Here is a 17,468-nt window from a genome sequence, read left to right as displayed (position 1 = left end):
CTACCAGGCACTACCCGACCACTTGGCAGGTTTCTCCCGTATCCCGGCGGTCCCCCTAGGAGAAGGTGACGCCCGCGCAGTCCGGGCACAACGGCCCGGCGGGCTCGCGGCGGAACACCGCGGCTAGTTGGCCGCAGCAGTGGCAGTGCTCGTGTGTGAGCCGTACCGCGTCCACACAGGACAGGCAGACCGGGCCCTCCGGCCAATGTCGTTCGGCGCGGGCGGTGGTTCCGCATCGGGTGCAGGGGACCTGGGCGGCCAGGTAGCACGGCACGCACCTGGCCACACCGTCCGTAGCTGGCACGGACATCGACGGTCGTTGCCCGCAGTCGGTACACGGCGGACCGGGCCGCACCACTTCCCAGCACGCTTTGCACCACGGTCCATTATGGTCACGCGCGCACACCACCTTGTGGACGCCGCAGCCCGAGCACGGTTCGGCCAGCGTCTGGCGGCGGCAGCCGTCGCACCACGGTTCGCCGTCGGCGTCGCGGTAGGCCACCAACCTGGTCCGGCCGCAGTTGTGGCACGGCTGGCGTGGCCCAGCTTGCTGGGCGCAGGCCCGGCAAACTCCCGTGCTCAGAATCCCGACCTTGCGGGTCTTCCCGCAGCGCGGGCACAGCACCTCCGGCGCACGCCGGTTGTCGCACTTCTCGCACAGTGGCCCGTCCTCGATGAGCCGAGCCGCAGGCTTGTCCTCGCCGCAGTCGATGCACCGGCGCAGCGGCCGTTGATGCCCGCGCTGCCAACACCGCCGGCACACCGGCCGTTTCTCGTCGTCGCGGACGGTGACCGGCGCCGTCTGGCCGCATCGTGAGCAGGGCTCGGCCAGATGCGTCCGGCGGCATCGTTCGCACCACGCTCCTTCCTCGGTGTGGGCGGCGGCCAGCACGACCTTGCCGCACATCCAGCAGGGCTCGCGGGGAACGGTCTTGCGGTGGCAGGTGTAGCAGACCTGGCCCTGCGGGCTGTTCTTCGTGGCCTTCATCGTCCGCCCGCATACCGAGCAGGGCAGCGGGACGCGCCGCTCGCGCTGCCAACACCGCGAACACACCGGCTGCCCGTAGCGCCGCGCGGCCACCCGCCCCGACCGACCGCACAGCGAGCACGGTTCGGCCCGGCGCTTTCCGTTGCAGTTCTGGCACCACGCCCCCTCCGCCGTACGTCCAATCGGAACGGTCAGACGGCCACACCCGACACAGCTCTCCTTGTCCCGGCGGGCGTGGTAGCAGGTATGGCACAGCCCGCTAGCGACCAGAGATCGGTCGCATCCACAGCTGGCGCAGACACCTCGCCCTTTCCCCACGTGCGTGACCCGGTGTCCGGTCAGCTCTCGGCGTCGAAGAAGTCCGCGGACAACAACGGCATGTCCGGCACGGCCGGCCGCGGACCCCGGCGAGCCGGCTCCTCGGTGGCCGATTGCGGCTCGACCTCCACCGCCAGGTCCTCGAAGCGGCAGTCGAGGATCTTGCACAAGGCCAGGATCAACTCGATCGGCATCTTCGGCGGACGTTCGGTGCTGACGAGCCGGTAGATCGAGCTGCGGTCGAACTCGAAGCCGTACTTGCGCAACTCCGGGATCAGCTTCGTGGTGGTGTACCAGTTCTTGCGGACCGCCATCAGCTCACGCAGCCGCCACTCGTAGCGCGGCTGCCGGACCTGCACGTCGTCGTTCTGCTCGTCTGGTCCTTGCCGGGACACCGCGTTCATCGCACCCTCCTCCGGCGGCCAGCAGGCTCACCTGACGTGTGATCGCTGAAGTCGTCGTCCATCTCCGCCTCCGTCTCGGCCATCGCGAAGGCGCGTTGCAGCACGGCTTCCTCGGCACCGCGTCCAGGTGCTCGCGGACCTTTAGGTTTTTGAAGTCGCTGCTGACCGCCGTGTAGATCGCCGTGGTCGCCGCGTGGGAATGACCGACCTGGTCAGTGACGAACTGCCCGTCATAGCCGGACTCGATCAGCCTGGTCACGTACGTTCTCCTTCTTCCCGCACTCGGCGTGTGCGGTGGGGTTCGTGTGGCGATTGAGCAGGGACGGCCTTTGTGACTTTGTTCGCCGCGCCAGCGACGGCTCTCAGGCTGCGCGTGGCCTGGTGTCGTGTGCGCGCTTGTTGGTGTGGCTGCTGATGCGGAGTTCGAGCCGCACGGTTTGGTTGTGGCAGCGGTACAAGGCGCGTGGGTCGAGCCAGTCGGCGTCCCGGTTGTCGTCCGGCGCGAGGCCGACGGCGGTGGGTATGCCGAGATCGGCATCGGTGTCGGTGAACAACGTGCCGGCGCCGAGCGTGATCTCCTCGCCGACCGTCGGCGTGACGGGTGCCAGGGACCGCGCTATGTCGCCACAGTGCTCGGAGCGACGTGTCTCGACCACGATGGCGACGAGTCGTCCCGGTTGGCCGACGGGTGCGTTCTCGAACGAGACGTAGTCCTCGGCATCCGGACCGGTGAGCAGGAACACGGTGCCGTAGCGGTCGGACTGGCGTTCGAACCTCGGCCACCACAGTTGGCCCTGGCCGAGCTCGATCGTGGCTGTCTCCTCGGTGTGTCCCGCGGTTGCGGCTTGCTCGGCGGCGGTGATGATCTCGGCCATGGACAGGTCGTTGCGGAACCGGTGCCCGATCTCGGCTTCCAGCTCCGCGTACTCGGCGGCCAGTTCCGGGCGTAGTTGTGCGGCGCGAACCAGATCCGCGCGGCTGGCGAGCACACAGAGGGAGCACGACAGGCGGGTCATGCCCTGGTCGTAGGCCGGGTGGTACGGCACACCTGACGCATGGATGCGTTGCCATACCTGGGTTTCGGTCCAGTCGTGGATCGGAAGCCAGGTGTCGACAGTGCGCCGGCCGCTGCTGGCAGCCTCGCCACGACTCAGGCGAGCCTGCTGGCGCAGAGCAATACCGTTCCGCGTCGAGTTCTCACCTCTCGCGATCACTCATGGTGACTGTCGCTGCCGGGTGAAACTGACCCGGTCTGACCAACCGCTCGGGTCCAGGACGTGGGTAAGCGGGTCAGTGACCGAGGGGCGTGGTCAGGGATTGCGTGCCGAGGGGGGCTCGCCGCTGATGGCGCGCCAGGCCGCGTCGGAATCAACGGTGTCGGCGAGGTCGTGGTTGGTGAGTACGGCGAGCGCGTCGATGGCTGTCAGCCAGTCGCGGCTACGCCGGTGCACCTCGTCGCTGGGGTCGTATCGGTTCAGGACGACTAGCACCTCGTGTCCGGTGAGGGCTCGCGCGGCGAGGCGCACCTGGGACACAACTCCTAGGACAGGCTCGGTGACCAGTAGCACGAGGTCCGGTCTCACCCGCTGCGCCAGTGAGAGGGTGTCGCCGTCATGGGCGATTGGTGAGCACAGCCCGCCTGCGCCCTCGACGAAGCCGATGGCGACGTCTGAGGGCCAGTCGAGTTCGGCGACGAGGTCGTCGAGCAGGATCGGAGCCAGTTGTAGGGTGTCGGCGGCCATCGGTGGCGCGAGGGGTACCGGGTACCACCGGTGTGGCGGGCACACCGTGTCGGCGGGCGTGTCAGTTGCCTCGCCGAGCACGGCGGCGTCGGTCGCGGTATCACCGGGTGTGAACGACTGCGCCGGTTTGCGGGCCGCGACCTCGATGCCAAATGCTCGCAATCGTCGCGACAAGGCGGCGGTCACCCAGGTCTTGCCGACCTCGGTGCCGGTGCCGGTGACCAGGATGAGTCGGCTAGGTCGGGTCATGGAGCGCCCACCGGGTCAACCAGCCGAGATCTTGCCCAGTCTGCGCCAGGGCACCTGCCCTGATCAGTGTGGAGGTGTTGGATGTCCTCGTGGCCCATCATGATCCCTGTTGGCGCAGGGGCGCGGCCATGGCGTGGTAGCCGCCGTCGACGTGGAGGATCTCGCCGGTGATAGCGCGGGCGAGGTCGGAGAACAGGAAGCAGACGGCGTCGGCCACCGGGGTCGAGTCGGCTGGGTCCCACCGCAAGGGCGAACGGGTTGCCCAGGCGTCGAGCAGGGCTTCGAAGCCGGGGATGCCGGTGGCCGCCCGGGTATGGATCGGCCCGGCCGCGACGAGGTTGACCCGGATTCCGGCAGGCCCGAGGTCGCGTGCGAGGTACCGGTTGAGCGACTCCAGTCCGGCTTTGCAGACGCCCATCCAGTTGTAGACCGGCCACGCGGCGCTGGCGTCGAAGTCGAGCCCGACCAGGCTGGCGCCGGAGGGTGGGGCGAGCCGGTTCACCGCCGCGGCGAGCGCGGCGAGGGATACGGTGCTGGTCTGGAACGCCAGTCCGATCCCTTCGGGGCGGGCGTTGAGTAGGGGGCCTTCCAGGGCGTCGGCGGGTGCGAAGGCGATGGCGTGCAGGGCGCCGTCGAGTCTCTCCCACCGCTCAGCGATCGTTGCGGTGAGCCGGGCGGTGTCGTGGGAGGCAGTGGCGTCGAAGGGGATGACGTCGATGTCGCCGGTGAGCTGCGCTGCCGCCGCACGGGCCCGATCGAGATCGCGGGGGAGCCCGGTGAGCAGCACCTCGGCGCCGAGTTGTTGGGCGCGGCGGGCGACGGCGAAGGCGATGCTGTCGGTGGTGACGACCCCGGTCACCAGGATGTGCTTGCCGTCCAACACAGTGCGGCTCCTTCGCGGGGGTTGGTGTGTGCGGCCCGGCAGGCGTGGGTCGTGACCGCTTGGTGGACGTCGATGGCCCGGCGGATGCAGGGTCCGGTCGTGGCGGTGATTCCTTCGACAGGGCGGTCGGCGCTGGCGGCACCGCCGATGCGCCCCGCAGGCCGTGCCGCCGGCACGGCGATGGGAGAAAAGCCGGATCGCTCGCGTGACATGATGGTGTTTGCGTCGGGTGGGGCTGCTCATCGTGGGGTGGCGCCGACGAGCGCCCCCTGCGAGGCGCAGCCGACGAGGCGGCTGTACTTGGCTAGGAAGCCGTTGCCGGTCGGGGCAGGGGGTGGGTGCCAGCGGTGACGGCGTCGTTCGAGTTCGGCAGGGTTGACGTCGAGATCGATGGTGCGTGCCGGGATGTCGATCATGATCGGGTCGCCGTCGGCGACCAGCGCCAGCGGCCCGCCGGCAGCGGCCTCGGGGGCGACGTGGCCGACGCAGAGGCCGGTGGTGGCGCCGGAGAAGCGGCCGTCAGTGACCAGCGCCACCTGGTCACCCAGGCCGGTGCCGCGGACAGCGGCGGTGACGGCGAGCATCTCCGGCATTCCCGGTCCGCCGCGTGGGCCTTCGTACCGGATCACGATCACCTCGCCTGCGGTGAGGCGACCGCCTGAGACGTAGCCCATGGCGGCGTCTTCGTTGTCGAAGACCCGGGCTGTGCCGTGGAAGCGGTCGACGGTCAGGCCGGCCATCTTGACCACCGCGCCGCTGGGGGCGAGTGCCCCGCGGAGGATGGCCAGGCCGCCGTCGGGGCGGAGCGGGTCATCTGGCGTTCGGAGGACCGTACCGTCGGGTTTCGGGGCTGCGAGTTCGGCGAGGTTCTCGGCCAGGGTGGCTCCGGTCACGGTCAGGCAGTCGCCGTGGAGCAGTCCGGCGTCCAGCAGCGCGGCGAGCACTGCGGGCACGCCACCGACCTGGTGCAGGTCGGCCATGACGTGGCGCCCACCGGGACGGAGATCGGCGATGTGGGGGGTGTGTCGGCTGATCCGGTCGAAGTCGTCGAGGGTCAGGCGGACGCCGGCTTCGTGGGCGATGGCGGGTAGGTGCAGCGCGGCGTTGGTCGACCCGCCCAGGGCCATGACCACGGTGATGGCGTTCTCGAAGGCTTCGCGGGTGAGGATGTCGCGTGGGCGGATCCCGGCGCGCAGGGCGGCGACGGCGGCCGCTCCGGTGTCGTGGGCGATGCCGGGGCGTGTGGGGTCGATGGCGGGGGCGGATGCCGAGCCGGGCAGTGCGATACCGAGGGCTTCGGCTTCGGCGGCGATCGTGTTGGCGGTGTACATGCCGGCGCACGATCCGGCTCCTGGGCACGCGGCGCGCTCCAGCTCGTCGAGGTCGTCGGTGCTGAGCAGGCCGCTTGCCTGCGCGCCGACGGCCTCGAACACGTCCTGGATCGTCACCGGCCGACCCTGCCAGCTCCCAGGGAGGGAGGAGCCGCCGTACAAGAACGCCGTGGGTACGTTGAGGCGTGCGGCGGCCATGAGCATCCCGGGAAGGCTCTTGTCGCAGCCGGCGATGGTGACCATCGCGTCGAGTTGTTCGGCCTCCATGACACACTCGACCGAGTCTGCGATGAGGTCCCGGCTGGGAAGGGACGCGCGCATGCCGCGGTGCCCCATGGCGATCCCATCGGACATGGCGATGGTCGAGAACCGCATCGCCACCCCGCCCGCCTTCCTGACCCCGTCGGCCGTCGCGCCTGCCAGGCGGTCCAGGGCGATGTTGCAGGGTGTGAGGTCGTTGGCGGCCGCGGCCACACCGATCTGCGGCCGGGTGAAGTCCTCGTCGGCGAACCCGACTGCCCGCAGCATCGCCCGGGCCGGTGCTCGGGTGACGCCGTCGGTGACGATTCGGCTACGGTGACGCGGGTCCATGTCTTCTCCCGGCTTCGCTTGGTCAGCTCGGCCCTTCATTGGCCCTGGCCTCGGGTGAATGCGGGTTCGCCGTCGAAGGCGTAGAGTCCTTCGGTCTTGATCGGTTCGATGCCGTGCTCGACCATGCGGGCCTGGAGGGCGACGACCTCGGCGGCGGTGGTGGTCCCGCGCGGGTCGAGGAAGCGGCATCGCCAGTGGTCGGTGAGCAGGGTCTCGGGCGCGCCGCCTGGCCAGACCTTCTGTCCCCGGTTGGAGATCATGTCAAGGTGCAGGGGTGCGGCGAACGGACGAAGCTTGGCGGCGAGTTCGTCTGGGGTGGTGTCTGGGCTGTGGACGAACACGTCGACGCCGAGCTGGGTCTTGGCGGCAGCGGATCGGCCCGCGAGCTTGACGGTGATCGGCCTGTGCTGGGCGTAGTGCGTTGCCGGCAGCCGGGTGGGTTCTTGGCCGAGACGGTCGATGACCGATGCCGCGAACGCCGTGGTGCCGACCTTGGAGGTGCTGGTATCGGGCTCGTAGATGTCGTAGGTGTGGATGCCGTCTTCGATGGTCCGCAGCCAGGCGTTGTGGACTCGGCTCGCGACGTCGGCTTGTCCGATGTGGACCAGCATCTGTACCGCGGCCAGCAGCAGCCCTGAAGGATTCGCAACGTCTTGGCCGGCTCGCCGGGGGGCGGATCCGTGGATGGCTTCGAACATGGCGACTCGCTCGCCGATGTTCGCGCTTCCGGCGAGGCCGACAGATCCGGCGATCTGGGCGGCGACGTCGGAGAGGATGTCGCCGTAGAGGTTCGGCAGGACGACGACGTCGAACGCCTCGGGGGTGTCGGCGAGCTTGGCCGCACCGATGTCGACGATCCAATGCTCTGCCTGGATATCGGGGTAGTCGGCGGCGACCTCGTCGAACACCCGGTGGAACAGGCCGTCGGTCATCTTCATGATGTTGTCCTTGGTGAACGCTGTCACCTTGGTTCGCCGATAGGCTGTGGCGTACTCGAAGGCGTAGCGAATTACCCGCTCGCATCCCTGCCGGGAGATGAGCTTGAGGCACTGCACGACCTCGTCGGTCTGGCGGTGCTCGATGCCGGCGTAGAGGTCCTCTTCGTTCTCCCGAACGATGACGACGTCCATGCCAGGGTGCTTGGTGGCGACGAACGGTGCGTAGGCGACGCATGGCCGGACGTTGGCATAGAGACCGAACGTCTTGCGCACGGTGACGTTGAGGCTCTTGAACCCTCCGCCTTGCGGGGTGGTGATGGGCGCCTTGAGGAACACACCCGTGCGGCGGATCGACTCGAGCGCCTCGGGAGTGACGCCGGCGGGGTTGCCAGCCTGATAGACCGACTCTCCGATGGTGATCGTGTCGATGTCAAGGGCCGCGCCTGCGGCGTTGAGCACCGAAAGGGTGGCTTCCATGATTTCCGGACCGATTCCGTCTCCGTGGGCGACGGTGATCGGTGCGGATGTGGAATGCGTGGTCATGCTGCTCCTGAGACCGAGGACGTGACGGGACGGGACGCTGGATGGGCTAGGGGCGAGTCGTGGCGGTGCCGCGTGCGAGCCGGCATCCGGCGCTGGTCGTGCCGCACGGTCCACTGATGCCCTGCTCTGGGTCATCGATGTACCAGTGGGTCGCGACCAGGCGCGGGTAGCGGCTGCCGAGTTCGGTCAGGGTGGCGTGGACGGTGTCGCGGGAGTCGGTGTGCGCGAAGACCGGAAAGAACGCTCCCGGCAGGCTCGCTGCGGGCGCCGCGCCTTGCACCAGGACATCGAGGATCAGGCGCCGTCGCTGGTGGGGGTTGTGTGCCTCGCGCAGGGCGGAACCGTCCAGCCAGCACAGCGACCACAGCCCGGACACCGAGGAGGAGGTCCGGATCCCCACCGGCACTGCTGGCGGGCGCCCTTCGGTGGGGTCCCCGACGGCGCATCCGCAGGTCTGCACATGCTCGCCGCACGGGAACAACGTGGGCAGGTCCGCGTCAAGCTCGCGGCGGATCCAAATCCCGAGCAGGGCGTCACGCAGGGTGTCCCGCTGAGCTGGATCGCCGCCGTAGCGCCGGTGGTGGACCAGGTAGTCGCTCGCCTGCTCGACGGCGACCTCGGCGTGGTCCACACTTGAGATCAGTAGAAGCGCGCTCATCGGGTACCTCTCTTTCCAAGCGGCTCTGTTACGTGGGGAGTTAGGACAGGTCGTTCCGGGTGGGACGCCGCCATCGGGTGGTGTGGAGCGGTCACGGGAGCGCCTGCCGGGATGTCGGTGCTGGCGTGTCGGTGCTGGGGTGCCAGGGCTGCCACCCGGTGGGGGTGTAGCGGTGCCACGGGTCGTCGGGCTGTTCCCGTGCGGCGAGTCCAATCCAGTCGTGGCTGAACATGTGGTGCAGCATTGTGTGGCGGGCGATGAGGGTGTCCAGCCTGGGCAGGGGTGCCTGCACGATGGCGAGCAGGCGTTGCGGTTCATGTCGGGCGTGGTGGCCGTCGGTGAGGGACTGCCAGGGCAGGCCGGGCTGGAGGTCACTGGTGTGGCCGGTCATGACGCCCAGGCCCCCACCGGTGACGTTGTGCAGGGTTTTGCTGCCGGCGCCGAAGGACTGCGGGTCGACGGTGGCGAAGTAGTACTGGCTGTTGATCCAGTGTGCGACGACGAGCGGCGCGGTGAGGATTGTTTCCAGGACGGTGCCGGTCGGGTCGAGGTCGGGATCGTAGTCGTGGAGGAACACGCGGCTGTGCAGGTCGATGCCGCGGGTGAGGGCGCGGGGCGCGATGAGGAAGGCGGCGTTGTCGGCGAGACCCCATTCCGGGAAGACCTGGGCCCAGTCACGGGCCCGGGCGCGGGTGTGGCGCGCCGCGTGCCGCGGGCGGGGCCGGGTGGGTGCGCCCGGCAGGATGGCGCAGCGTTCGGCGGCCAGCCGGGTGCCGGCCGTGCGGAGGTCGGCGGTGAGCCTGTCAGCGTCGCGGCGGTGGGTGGCGGGCAGGAGGTGGGTGTCCAGCAGGCGTACGGTGTCGGTGGTGGTGTCGTGTTCGGCCGGGACGAACCAGGTGTCGTCGGGAACGGTGATGCCGCGGTCGGCCAGGTGAAGGCGGACCTGCGGATCGTTGAGCAGGGCGGCGGCCGTGCGGGCGTTGGGACCTCCGGGATGTCCCCCGCAGGCGCCGCAGTCCAGCGCGGCCTGGTAGGGGTTGTTGTCGGTGTGGGCGCGGTGCCCGCAGAACACGACCAGCCGCGCGAACCCGCGGGTCAGGCCCATCAACGTCAGGATGGTTTCGGCGGTCGCGGCACGCTCCTCGGGGGTGAGCGCCTCGGCGATGGAGATCTCGGTCTGCGGCTCGGGCGTGATGCGGCGGGCCCACCACGCGCCTGTGGCGCCGGCGGCACGGGGAGTGAAGGTCTTGGCCGCGGCCAGCGGCCCGGCCAGCCAGCCGGCGGCTTCGGCGAGGGCGAACGGCGCCAGCAGGTCGTCCTTGGCGGCGTGCAGGGAGTGCTCGGCGGCGGCGAGCACCCTGCGGCCGGCCAGTGACCGCTCGGCCGCGCGCCGCCGACCAGGGGCGGGGTGCTCGGTGAGGGTGTGGCGAGGCGTGATCGGGCCGGGACACTGGGTGCGAGCGGCACCCCCGGCGAGGTCGCGGTAGCGCATGGCGACGGCGAAGAAACCGGCGAAGCCCAGGGTCTGGTAGCTGCCGAGGACCTCCAGGTGGCGGCGCAGTCCTTCGGAGCGGGGATCGATGCAGCACACCACCTGCGCCCGCGGTGGGGCTTCGGGCAGTTCGGGCTGGGGCCGGCCGAGGATGCGCAGCAGCAGCCGGCTCCGGTAGTGGTCCTCGTAGGCGTCCAGCCAGACCAGCGCCCGCTGCTGGATCGGCAGCTGGTCGAGCAGCTCCACCAGCTCGCTCCGTTGGGCGGCATCGGTGTCGGTGACTTCCAGCGCTCCCAACAGGTGGTAGGCCCGGTCGTGCGGGTCGACGGTGGCCTGCCGGGTGTCGAACCGGCTCGCGGAGGCCCAGGACCACGCTGTGCCGGGAGCGTGGGAGCCGGCGAGCGCGGCGGCTTCGACGGCCAACCGCAACGCGAGGTAGTCGACGAGGTCGATGCCGCTGTCGGGCCGCTCGCCGCGCCACCGGACGTGGGCGGCGAAGCCGGGCAAGCAGGCCAGGTGGGCCTGCAGGTAGCGGGTCCGCTGGTCGTCCGGGACACCGAGCGCGGCCAGCGCGTCCAGGATGGTGTGCTCGGCGCGTTCGGGCAGGTGCCGCAGCCGCGCCCGCACCGGCCGCGGCAAGGTTCCGTCATGGGCGGCCAGCGCCCGCCACGCCGAGTAGAAGCCGCGGTCACGACCCGGCATCCGCCAGGTGGACTGGCCTTCGTCCAGGTAGGCCGCGCACCACTGGATCGTGTGGGTGTTGAGCAGGGCGGCCACCTCCGGGGCCAGTGCTTCGGCCGCGGTGCGTGCCTGACGGCGCGGCGGTGGACACGCGATGCCCTGGTGCAGATCGGCCACCAGCAGGTCGACCGGGTCGTAGGCGCGGTTGCCGAGAGTGAGCGGGCCCCGCTGTAGCGCCGTGGGGTGGCGGCGGGCCAGCGCGGCGCGCAGGTCGTCGTCGGTGATCCGGCCGCGCTGCCAGGCGGCACGTAGCCAGGTCTCGTCTGGGGTGACTCGTGCTCCGAGCAGATCCGCGGCGGTGGTGGCCGCGTCGGCGAACGGGCGGTCCAGCAGGCCGGACAACGGGTTGACCGCGATGAAGTCCGCCAATGGCCAGGTCGGAGCCAGGAATCCGGCCGCGTCGGCGATCTCGGCGCGCACTGCCGCCTGCTGTGTGGCGACGTCAGAGACGGCATCGGGGGCGAGGTTGGTGGCGGGGCCGGTGGTCATGAGTGTGAACCCTCCTGCGCGAGCACGACGCGACAAGTGGCGGAACGTGCGACCGTGGAGAACAGGGGAAGCCACGCGTGCGGGACAGCCGGTGACTCACCTGTCATGGCGGCGACCCGCTTGCGCGGGATGCCGTCGAGCGCGTGGGGGCGAGTCACGCCCGAGCTCCTTCCAGTTGGGGAACCGGCCGCGGACGCGGTGTCGGTACCAGCCATGGCGGGTGACCCCAGGCGGCGGTGTACGTGCGCTGCTGCCCGGCGGACAACGCCGCCACGTACAGCCGGTCGCGCCACCGGCCCAGACCGACCGCGGGTGCCAGGTGGAGCAGCAGCGCACCGGCCGCCAGCACCGCCACCACGGTCGCGAGAACCCAGGCCGAGACAGCGGCGGGCCCGCTTGCGGGCAGGCTCGGGGCCAGGAGCTCGGTGACCGCGCCCACCAGGGCCAGGTACCCGATCGCCACGCCCGGCAGCACGATCACCACCGTGACCAGCGCGCCGCCGGTCGGGTGACGACGCAGCCAGCCCCACGCCAGCCGCGCGGCGGTGGCCACGGCGAAGAGCGACAACGCGACGCCACCGGCATGAAGGGGTAGCAACCAGGCCGCCACCCCGACCGCCGCGACGGCGGCGACCCCGGCGAGGACAGCGACCTGCGCTGCGCGGGCAGGAGCCAACCGAGGCGCGGGAGGAGCCGCAGTGTGGCCAGCGTGCCGCTGCACGGCCGACCCCGAGCCGAGGAACAGGGTGGCTTTGAACAGCCCGTGCGCCACCAGGTGCACCACCGTCGCGGCGTAGAGGCCGAGCCCGCAGGTCATGAGCATGAACCCCATCTGCCCGATCGTGGAGTGCACCAGCGCCCCTTTGATGTCGGGGCGGGTCAGCATGATCGCGGTGGCGGCCACGACGCTGGCGGCTCCGATGGCGAACGCCAGGTGTGTCGCCACCGGCGCGGCACCGACGATCGGCGACAGCTTCACCAGCAGCACCCCGCCGGCGTTGACCACGCCGGCGTGCAGCAGAGCCGAAACCGGGGTCGGTGCCGCCAGGGTCGCCGGCAGCCATCGGTGCCAGGGCAGCTGCGCGCACCGCACGGCCGCGGCGACCACCAGCGAACAGGCCACCACCGTGCCCACCGCACCGCCGAGGGCCGCGTCGCCCTGGTGGCGCAGGTCGAGATCCCCCCAGACCGTGACCGCGAGGACAACCCCAGTCCACAACGCGGCGTCCCCGGCGACGACGGCACGGGTGGTGCGCCGTGCGGCATCGACGGCCGAGGGCGCCGGCCGATACATCCCCACCAGACGGCACAAGATCACCCCGGTCAGCGTCCACGCCACCGCCAGGGTGACGAGAGTCGCCGCGGTCACCATCACCGTGGTCGCGGCGGTCAGCGCCCCCGCCGCGACAGCGAAGCGGGCCGCGGCCGGATCGCCGTGCAGGTAGCGGCGGGCGAACGCCTGGACCACGGCGCTGACCGTGCACACCAGCAGCAGAACGATCGCCCCGACGTGGTCGACCACCAGCCCGGTCCAGGCTCGCCCGTCCGGGTTGGCCAGCACCATCGCCACCGGCCCGCCGACTACCACCGTCACGGCCAGCGTCCCCGCCAGCGCGGTGGCCACCAGCGCCGCACCCGCACCCAACGCGGGCGCCAAGCTTCGTAGCCGCCGGATCGACCCGGCCATGGCCGCAACAGCGGGAAGGGCCACCAAAACGAGCAGCGTCACCCCTGTCACGCCGTCGTACCTTCCTGACCCGCGCGCGCCGCCGCGCCGCGCGTCGCCGGGGCTCCGGCGAGGTCGGTGGCGCGCGGCTCAGCACCGGTGCCCGCAGCGGGCTCGGGCGGCGAACCGAGGTGTTCCAGGCAATGCGGAGGCAACGCACGCCCGTCGAAACCCCCGATCCGCACCCGGACGAACTCGTCGTGGACCACGCAGTACAGCGACCGCCCCCGTTCCAGCTCCCGGGCGATGTAGGCACCCACGCTCTGCGCGGCCCCCCGCCGCACGCCCGGCGGGCTGGTGTCGATCACCACGTCCGGCGGCGGCGAGGCCCACCGGTGCGCCCAGCGCCGCGCCACCTCATCGGCCGCGCGCTCGCCGGTCAGTACGCCCGCCATCTCGGCGTCGACCACCGCGCCCACCTCCCGCAGCAGGTTCTCCCACGGGAGCGCCATCTCCTCGTCGCCCATGACACCCACCTCCCAAGCACGCTACCAATGACCTGTGTTCTAATACGCGATATGAATCATACGACATTGATGACGTGCTTTGGCAAGCGTGACATGCGTTACCCCCGACGAGGTACAGTTGCGGCCATGCAGGAGTGGACGTTCTTGACCAATCACGCCCACGTACTGCTGTGCGTGGTGCGGGATCCACAAGTTCGGTTGCGGGATGTGGCCGAGGTGGTGGGCATCACCGAGCGGGCGGCGCAGCGCATCGTGGCCGACCTCGTCGAGGCGGGCTACCTGGAACGCACCAGGGAGGGGCGGCGCAACCGGTACCGGTTGCATCCGGATTTGCCGCTGCGGCACCCGATGGACCGTGACACCGCCATCGGGCAGCTCGTGGCCCTGCTCACCGGCATCGACGCCCGATCCGGCAACCTCGTGTAATGCTCGCCGTGCACCCCTACGCGGGCGCACCGGTCGCGATGGCCACCCGACACGGCAAGCAGCGAGCCCTCGCTGCCGCCCTGGCGCGGATCCCCGGCATGCGGCTTGTGCTCGCCCACGATGTGGACACCGATCAGCTCGGCACCTTCACCGGTGAGATCCCCCGCGCCGGGTCGGCGGCCGAGACCGCGGTCCGCAAGGCGCGCCTCGCGATCGAGTCGACCGGCCTCGGACTCGCCGTGGCCAGCGAAGGCTCCTTCGGCCCGCACCCGGTCGCGCCAATGCTGAGCGCCGGCCAGGAGATCCTCGCCTTCCTCGACACGGTGCGGGACGTCTGCATCCTGGAGCGCCGAACCACACCGACGAACTTCAGCCACACCACGACCCGCCGCCTCGACGAGGAAACCGACGCCTACCTGGCGCGCGTCGGTTTCGGTGCCCACGCGGTCATCGTCCGTCCCCACAGCCCCGCCGACGTGCGGGCTCCAGGCCCCATCTGCAAGGGCATCCAGACCCGTGCCGACCTCGATGCGGCGATCAGCCGGTGCACCGCGCACTCCACCGATGGCCTGGCGCGACTGGAGACCGACATGCGCGCGCACGTCAACCCCACCCGCATGCGGGAGATCAGCGTGCTCGCCCACCAACTCGCCTCGCGTCTGGCCACCCTGTGCCCGGCCTGCGGCACCCCCGGATTCGGCCCGGTGGACCGCGAACCTGGTCTGCCCTGCGGCACGTGTGGCGAGCCCACCCGCCTGACCCTGGCAACGATCCACGGGTGTGCCCGCTGCCCGCACCGCGGCCGCCACCCTCGCGATGACGGCCAACGACGTGCCGATCCCACGTTCTGCGAATGCTGCAACCCGTAACCCCCGGACACCACCCCCGCAGACCCACCCGGCCGGCCCCAGCCACTGCACGTCCGAAGGAGCGTCACCACGATGATCCCCCTGACCGCCGCCGCGATCGCCGCGGCCACCGACGGTCACCTCGTCCCGGGGACCGACCCGTCGCTGCTGGTGACCGCACCCGCCAGCATCGACTCCCGCCAGGTCCACCCCGGCGGCGTGTTCGCCGCCCTCCCCGGCCGGCGCACCGACGGGCACTACCACGCATCAGCGGCCCTCGCTGCGGGAGCCGCCCTGGTGCTGGCCGCACGCCCGGTGCCCGCCCCTGCCGTCCAGGTCACCGACGTGACCCGCGCGCTCGGCGACCTGGCTCGCCACGTGGCAGACCGACTGCCGGCCACCGTGATCGGCATCACCGGGTCGAACGGCAAGACCACGACCAAAGATCTCGCCACCCAGGTCCTGGCACACCACGGCCCGGTCGCCGCCACAGACCGCTCCTTCAACAACGAGCTCGGTTTTCCCCTCACTGTCCTGCGCGCCACCCCCGACACCCGCTACCTCATCCTGGAAATGGGCGCCCGGGGCCGTGGACACCTCAGCTACCTGTGCGGCCTGGTCACCCCCCACGTCGGGGTCGTGCTCAACGTCGGCACCGCCCACCTCGGTCAATACCCCGACGGGCAAACCGGGATCGCCGCGGCCAAAAGCGAACTACTGACCGGGCTCCCCTCTGCAGACCACGGTGGGCTGGCCATCCTCAACGCCGACGATCCGCTCGTCGCCGCGATGGCCCCGCTCACCCCCGCCCGCACCCGCTGGTGGAGCCAGCGCCCCCACCCCAACGGCGTATACGCCCGAGATGTGCACGTCACGCCGCGCGGCCGGGCGTGCTTCACCCTGCACACTCCCGAGGGCACGGCACCCGTCACGCTCCGCCTGACCGGCCGGCACCACGTCGGCAACGCCCTCGCCGTCGCCGCCCTCGCCCTCGGCCTCGGCCTTGACCACCACACCATCGCCGATGCCCTGAGCGCCGCTGAACCCGCCAGCGGCGGGCGCATGCAAACCATCGTGCGGGGCGACGGGGTCACGCTCCTCCACGACGCCTACAACGCCAACCCCGACTCCATGGCCGCCGCGCTGACCACCCTGAGCACCATGTCCGCCCGCCGCCGGATCGCCGTCCTCGGCGAGATGGCCGACCTCGGCGACCACGCCGCTGGCGCCCACCACCACCTCGGCGTGCTCGCCGCACGCGCCGGCCTCGACGTCCTGATCACCATCGGCACCCGGACCGCGCCTCTGATCGCCGACGCGGCCGACACCGAGCACAGCACCCTCGACATCATCGCCGTTCCCGACAGCCAGGCCGCCCACGACGTGCTAAGTCGAATCCTTCGTCCCGACGATCTCGTCCTGATCAAAGCATCCCGCGCCGCCCACCTCGAACACCTCGTCGCCGCGCTCAGCAACCGCTGAGCAGCCCGGAGTCGCGGCCGTCTGGCTGCGCGACCCGGCCGCTCGGCGGAGCCGATCCGCGATCGCCAATCCGAGCCCGTCCGGGGTAGGAACCGAGGCCACCACGACCTCGCACTCATGCCGGTCGAAGTCACGGAGGAACTCGAAAAGCCGCCGCGCGTACCGCGCACCCGAGTCCGGCACCGCGATAACGCGCTGCCCGGCACACGCACCGGCACCGCCCGCGAACTCGGGCGGCAGCAGGACGCCGACGCGCCGGCCCTGCGCTGCCAGGTACTCGGCGTGGCCGATCACCTGGCCCGGCTCGACCAGGACAACCCGTGCCCTCGGCGCGTAGTGCGACGGATGCTGGCCCGGAACGCGTACGGCACTCCTCGCCCGCACCGGCACGGAGCAACCCAGTGCGCGCTCAAGATCCTCTCGTGTCACGCCGCCTGGGCGCAGTATCGCAGGTGCGCCGGTGAGGTCGACGATCGTGGACTCGACACCCACCGCACAGGGGCCGCCGTCCAGCACGTAGTCGACGTCGGCGCCCAACCCGTCGCCAACATGAGCAGCCGCCGTGGGACTGACCGAGCCGAAACGGTTGGCCGATGGCGCCGCCACACCGCCACCGAACGCCGTGAGCAGCGCGCGGGCGACCGGATGGTCGGGCACCCGCAGCGCGACCGTCTCCAGACCGCCGGTGACCGCGCGGGGAACACGGCGGCCCCGACGAAGAACCAGGGTCACCGGGCCAGGCCAGAAACGGTCAGCGACGCGGCGCGCCGCGTCGGGCACCTCCGCGACCCAGTCGGGGAGCTGACGCGCCCCGCTGAGGTGCACGATCAGCGGGTGCGTCGAGGGCCGCCCCTTCACGGCGAAGACACGCTCCACCGCGTCGACGTTCTCCGCGTCCGCGCCGAGCCCGTACACGGTCTCGGTCGGGAACGCGACCAGCCCACCCGCGCGCAGGGTGCCAGCAGCGCGTTCCACATCGAGTCCCACGCGCTCAGGCGCGATGCCTGGTTGATCCGACATCACCCGTTCACCCCTCACCACTGCAGTCTGACACACCACCGGCTCGCGCGATCACCGTTGCCCCCGCGCCGCCGGACCCATTTCGAGACCGGATCTCGTACCCTCTCTTCCCGATCAGCACGCGCGGCGCTC

General features: G+C 70.9%; 15 protein-coding genes. 3 read left to right on the top strand and 12 right to left on the bottom strand.

All coding sequences use genetic code 11. The annotated features are described in order from the left end of the window. Positions 1 to 55: 55 nt before the first annotated feature. The 11 genes from A4R43_RS42890 to A4R43_RS25035 all read right to left on the bottom strand — a co-directional run bounded on the left by A4R43_RS42890 (position 56) and on the right by A4R43_RS25035 (position 13,560). On the bottom strand, positions 56 to 988 hold the full coding sequence (locus A4R43_RS42890; protein ID WP_162788592.1) for a hypothetical protein: 933 nt from the start codon (positions 986 to 988) through the stop codon (positions 56 to 58). A gap of 338 nt (positions 989 to 1,326) precedes the next feature. Then, the gene (locus A4R43_RS25085) at positions 1,327 to 1,710 is read right to left on the bottom strand and encodes a helix-turn-helix domain-containing protein (protein ID WP_005456801.1); all 384 of its coding nucleotides are present in this window, start codon (positions 1,708 to 1,710) and stop codon (positions 1,327 to 1,329) included. A gap of 362 nt (positions 1,711 to 2,072) precedes the next feature. Continuing rightward, positions 2,073 to 2,924 (bottom strand): phosphoadenosine phosphosulfate reductase domain-containing protein, encoded by an 852-nt coding sequence (locus A4R43_RS25075; protein ID WP_083844754.1) that lies wholly within the window; start codon positions 2,922 to 2,924, stop codon positions 2,073 to 2,075. A gap of 96 nt (positions 2,925 to 3,020) precedes the next feature. After that, positions 3,021 to 3,701, bottom strand: a complete 681-nt coding sequence (gene bioD, locus A4R43_RS25070; protein WP_005456800.1) for an ATP-dependent dethiobiotin synthetase BioD — start codon at positions 3,699 to 3,701, stop codon at positions 3,021 to 3,023. A 97-nt stretch (positions 3,702 to 3,798) separates the two neighbouring features. Beyond that, positions 3,799 to 4,584 (bottom strand): enoyl-ACP reductase FabI, encoded by a 786-nt coding sequence (gene fabI / locus A4R43_RS25065; RefSeq protein ID WP_005456799.1) that lies wholly within the window; start codon positions 4,582 to 4,584, stop codon positions 3,799 to 3,801. A 239-nt stretch (positions 4,585 to 4,823) separates the two neighbouring features. Continuing rightward, a complete protein-coding gene (gene ilvD / locus A4R43_RS25060; RefSeq protein WP_005456798.1) occupies positions 4,824 to 6,506 on the bottom strand; it encodes a dihydroxy-acid dehydratase in 1,683 nt (560 codons plus the stop codon). 35 nt (positions 6,507 to 6,541) lie between these two features. Beyond that, positions 6,542 to 7,987, bottom strand: a complete 1,446-nt coding sequence (locus A4R43_RS25055; protein WP_005456797.1) for an NADP-dependent isocitrate dehydrogenase — start codon at positions 7,985 to 7,987, stop codon at positions 6,542 to 6,544. 46 nt (positions 7,988 to 8,033) lie between these two features. Next, the gene (locus tag A4R43_RS25050) at positions 8,034 to 8,645 is read right to left on the bottom strand and encodes a hypothetical protein (RefSeq protein WP_162788591.1); all 612 of its coding nucleotides are present in this window, start codon (positions 8,643 to 8,645) and stop codon (positions 8,034 to 8,036) included. Positions 8,646 to 8,736: 91 nt separating this feature from the next. After that, positions 8,737 to 11,367, bottom strand: a complete 2,631-nt coding sequence (locus tag A4R43_RS25045; protein ID WP_005456785.1) for a DUF2309 domain-containing protein — start codon at positions 11,365 to 11,367, stop codon at positions 8,737 to 8,739. Between the two features lie 154 nt (positions 11,368 to 11,521). Then, positions 11,522 to 13,024 (bottom strand): proton-conducting transporter transmembrane domain-containing protein, encoded by a 1,503-nt coding sequence (locus tag A4R43_RS25040; RefSeq protein WP_236808254.1) that lies wholly within the window; start codon positions 13,022 to 13,024, stop codon positions 11,522 to 11,524. 77 nt (positions 13,025 to 13,101) lie between these two features. Continuing rightward, positions 13,102 to 13,560, bottom strand: coding sequence for a hypothetical protein (locus A4R43_RS25035; RefSeq protein ID WP_005456782.1), 459 nt, complete (start codon positions 13,558 to 13,560; stop codon positions 13,102 to 13,104). Between the two features lie 126 nt (positions 13,561 to 13,686). Between A4R43_RS25035 and A4R43_RS25030 the strand changes: the two genes are divergently transcribed. The 3 genes from A4R43_RS25030 (at position 13,687) to A4R43_RS25020 (ending at position 16,316) form a co-directional block, all read left to right on the top strand. Beyond that, complete coding sequence (locus tag A4R43_RS25030) at positions 13,687 to 13,986, top strand: helix-turn-helix transcriptional regulator (protein WP_005456781.1); 300 nt, start codon at positions 13,687 to 13,689, stop codon at positions 13,984 to 13,986. Beyond that, on the top strand, positions 13,986 to 14,855 hold the full coding sequence (locus A4R43_RS25025; protein WP_005456780.1) for a DUF6671 family protein: 870 nt from the start codon (positions 13,986 to 13,988) through the stop codon (positions 14,853 to 14,855). Before A4R43_RS25030 ends, A4R43_RS25025 begins: the two co-directional genes overlap by 1 nt. 72 nt (positions 14,856 to 14,927) lie before the next feature. Further along, positions 14,928 to 16,316 (top strand): UDP-N-acetylmuramoyl-tripeptide--D-alanyl-D-alanine ligase, encoded by a 1,389-nt coding sequence (locus A4R43_RS25020; protein ID WP_005456779.1) that lies wholly within the window; start codon positions 14,928 to 14,930, stop codon positions 16,314 to 16,316. Here the strand turns inward: A4R43_RS25020 and A4R43_RS25015 are convergent. Next, a complete protein-coding gene (locus tag A4R43_RS25015) occupies positions 16,221 to 17,354 on the bottom strand; it encodes an L-threonylcarbamoyladenylate synthase (protein WP_236808252.1) in 1,134 nt (377 codons plus the stop codon). The genes A4R43_RS25020 and A4R43_RS25015 overlap by 96 nt on opposite strands. Positions 17,355 to 17,468 lie beyond the last annotated feature (114 nt).

Origin of the sequence: Amycolatopsis albispora (genome assembly GCF_003312875.1) — a bacterium.
Lineage (GTDB): Bacteria > Actinomycetota > Actinomycetes > Mycobacteriales > Pseudonocardiaceae > Amycolatopsis > Amycolatopsis albispora.
The sequence above is the reverse complement of the archived record's forward strand: the minus strand, read 5'-3'. Positions and strand labels throughout refer to the sequence as shown.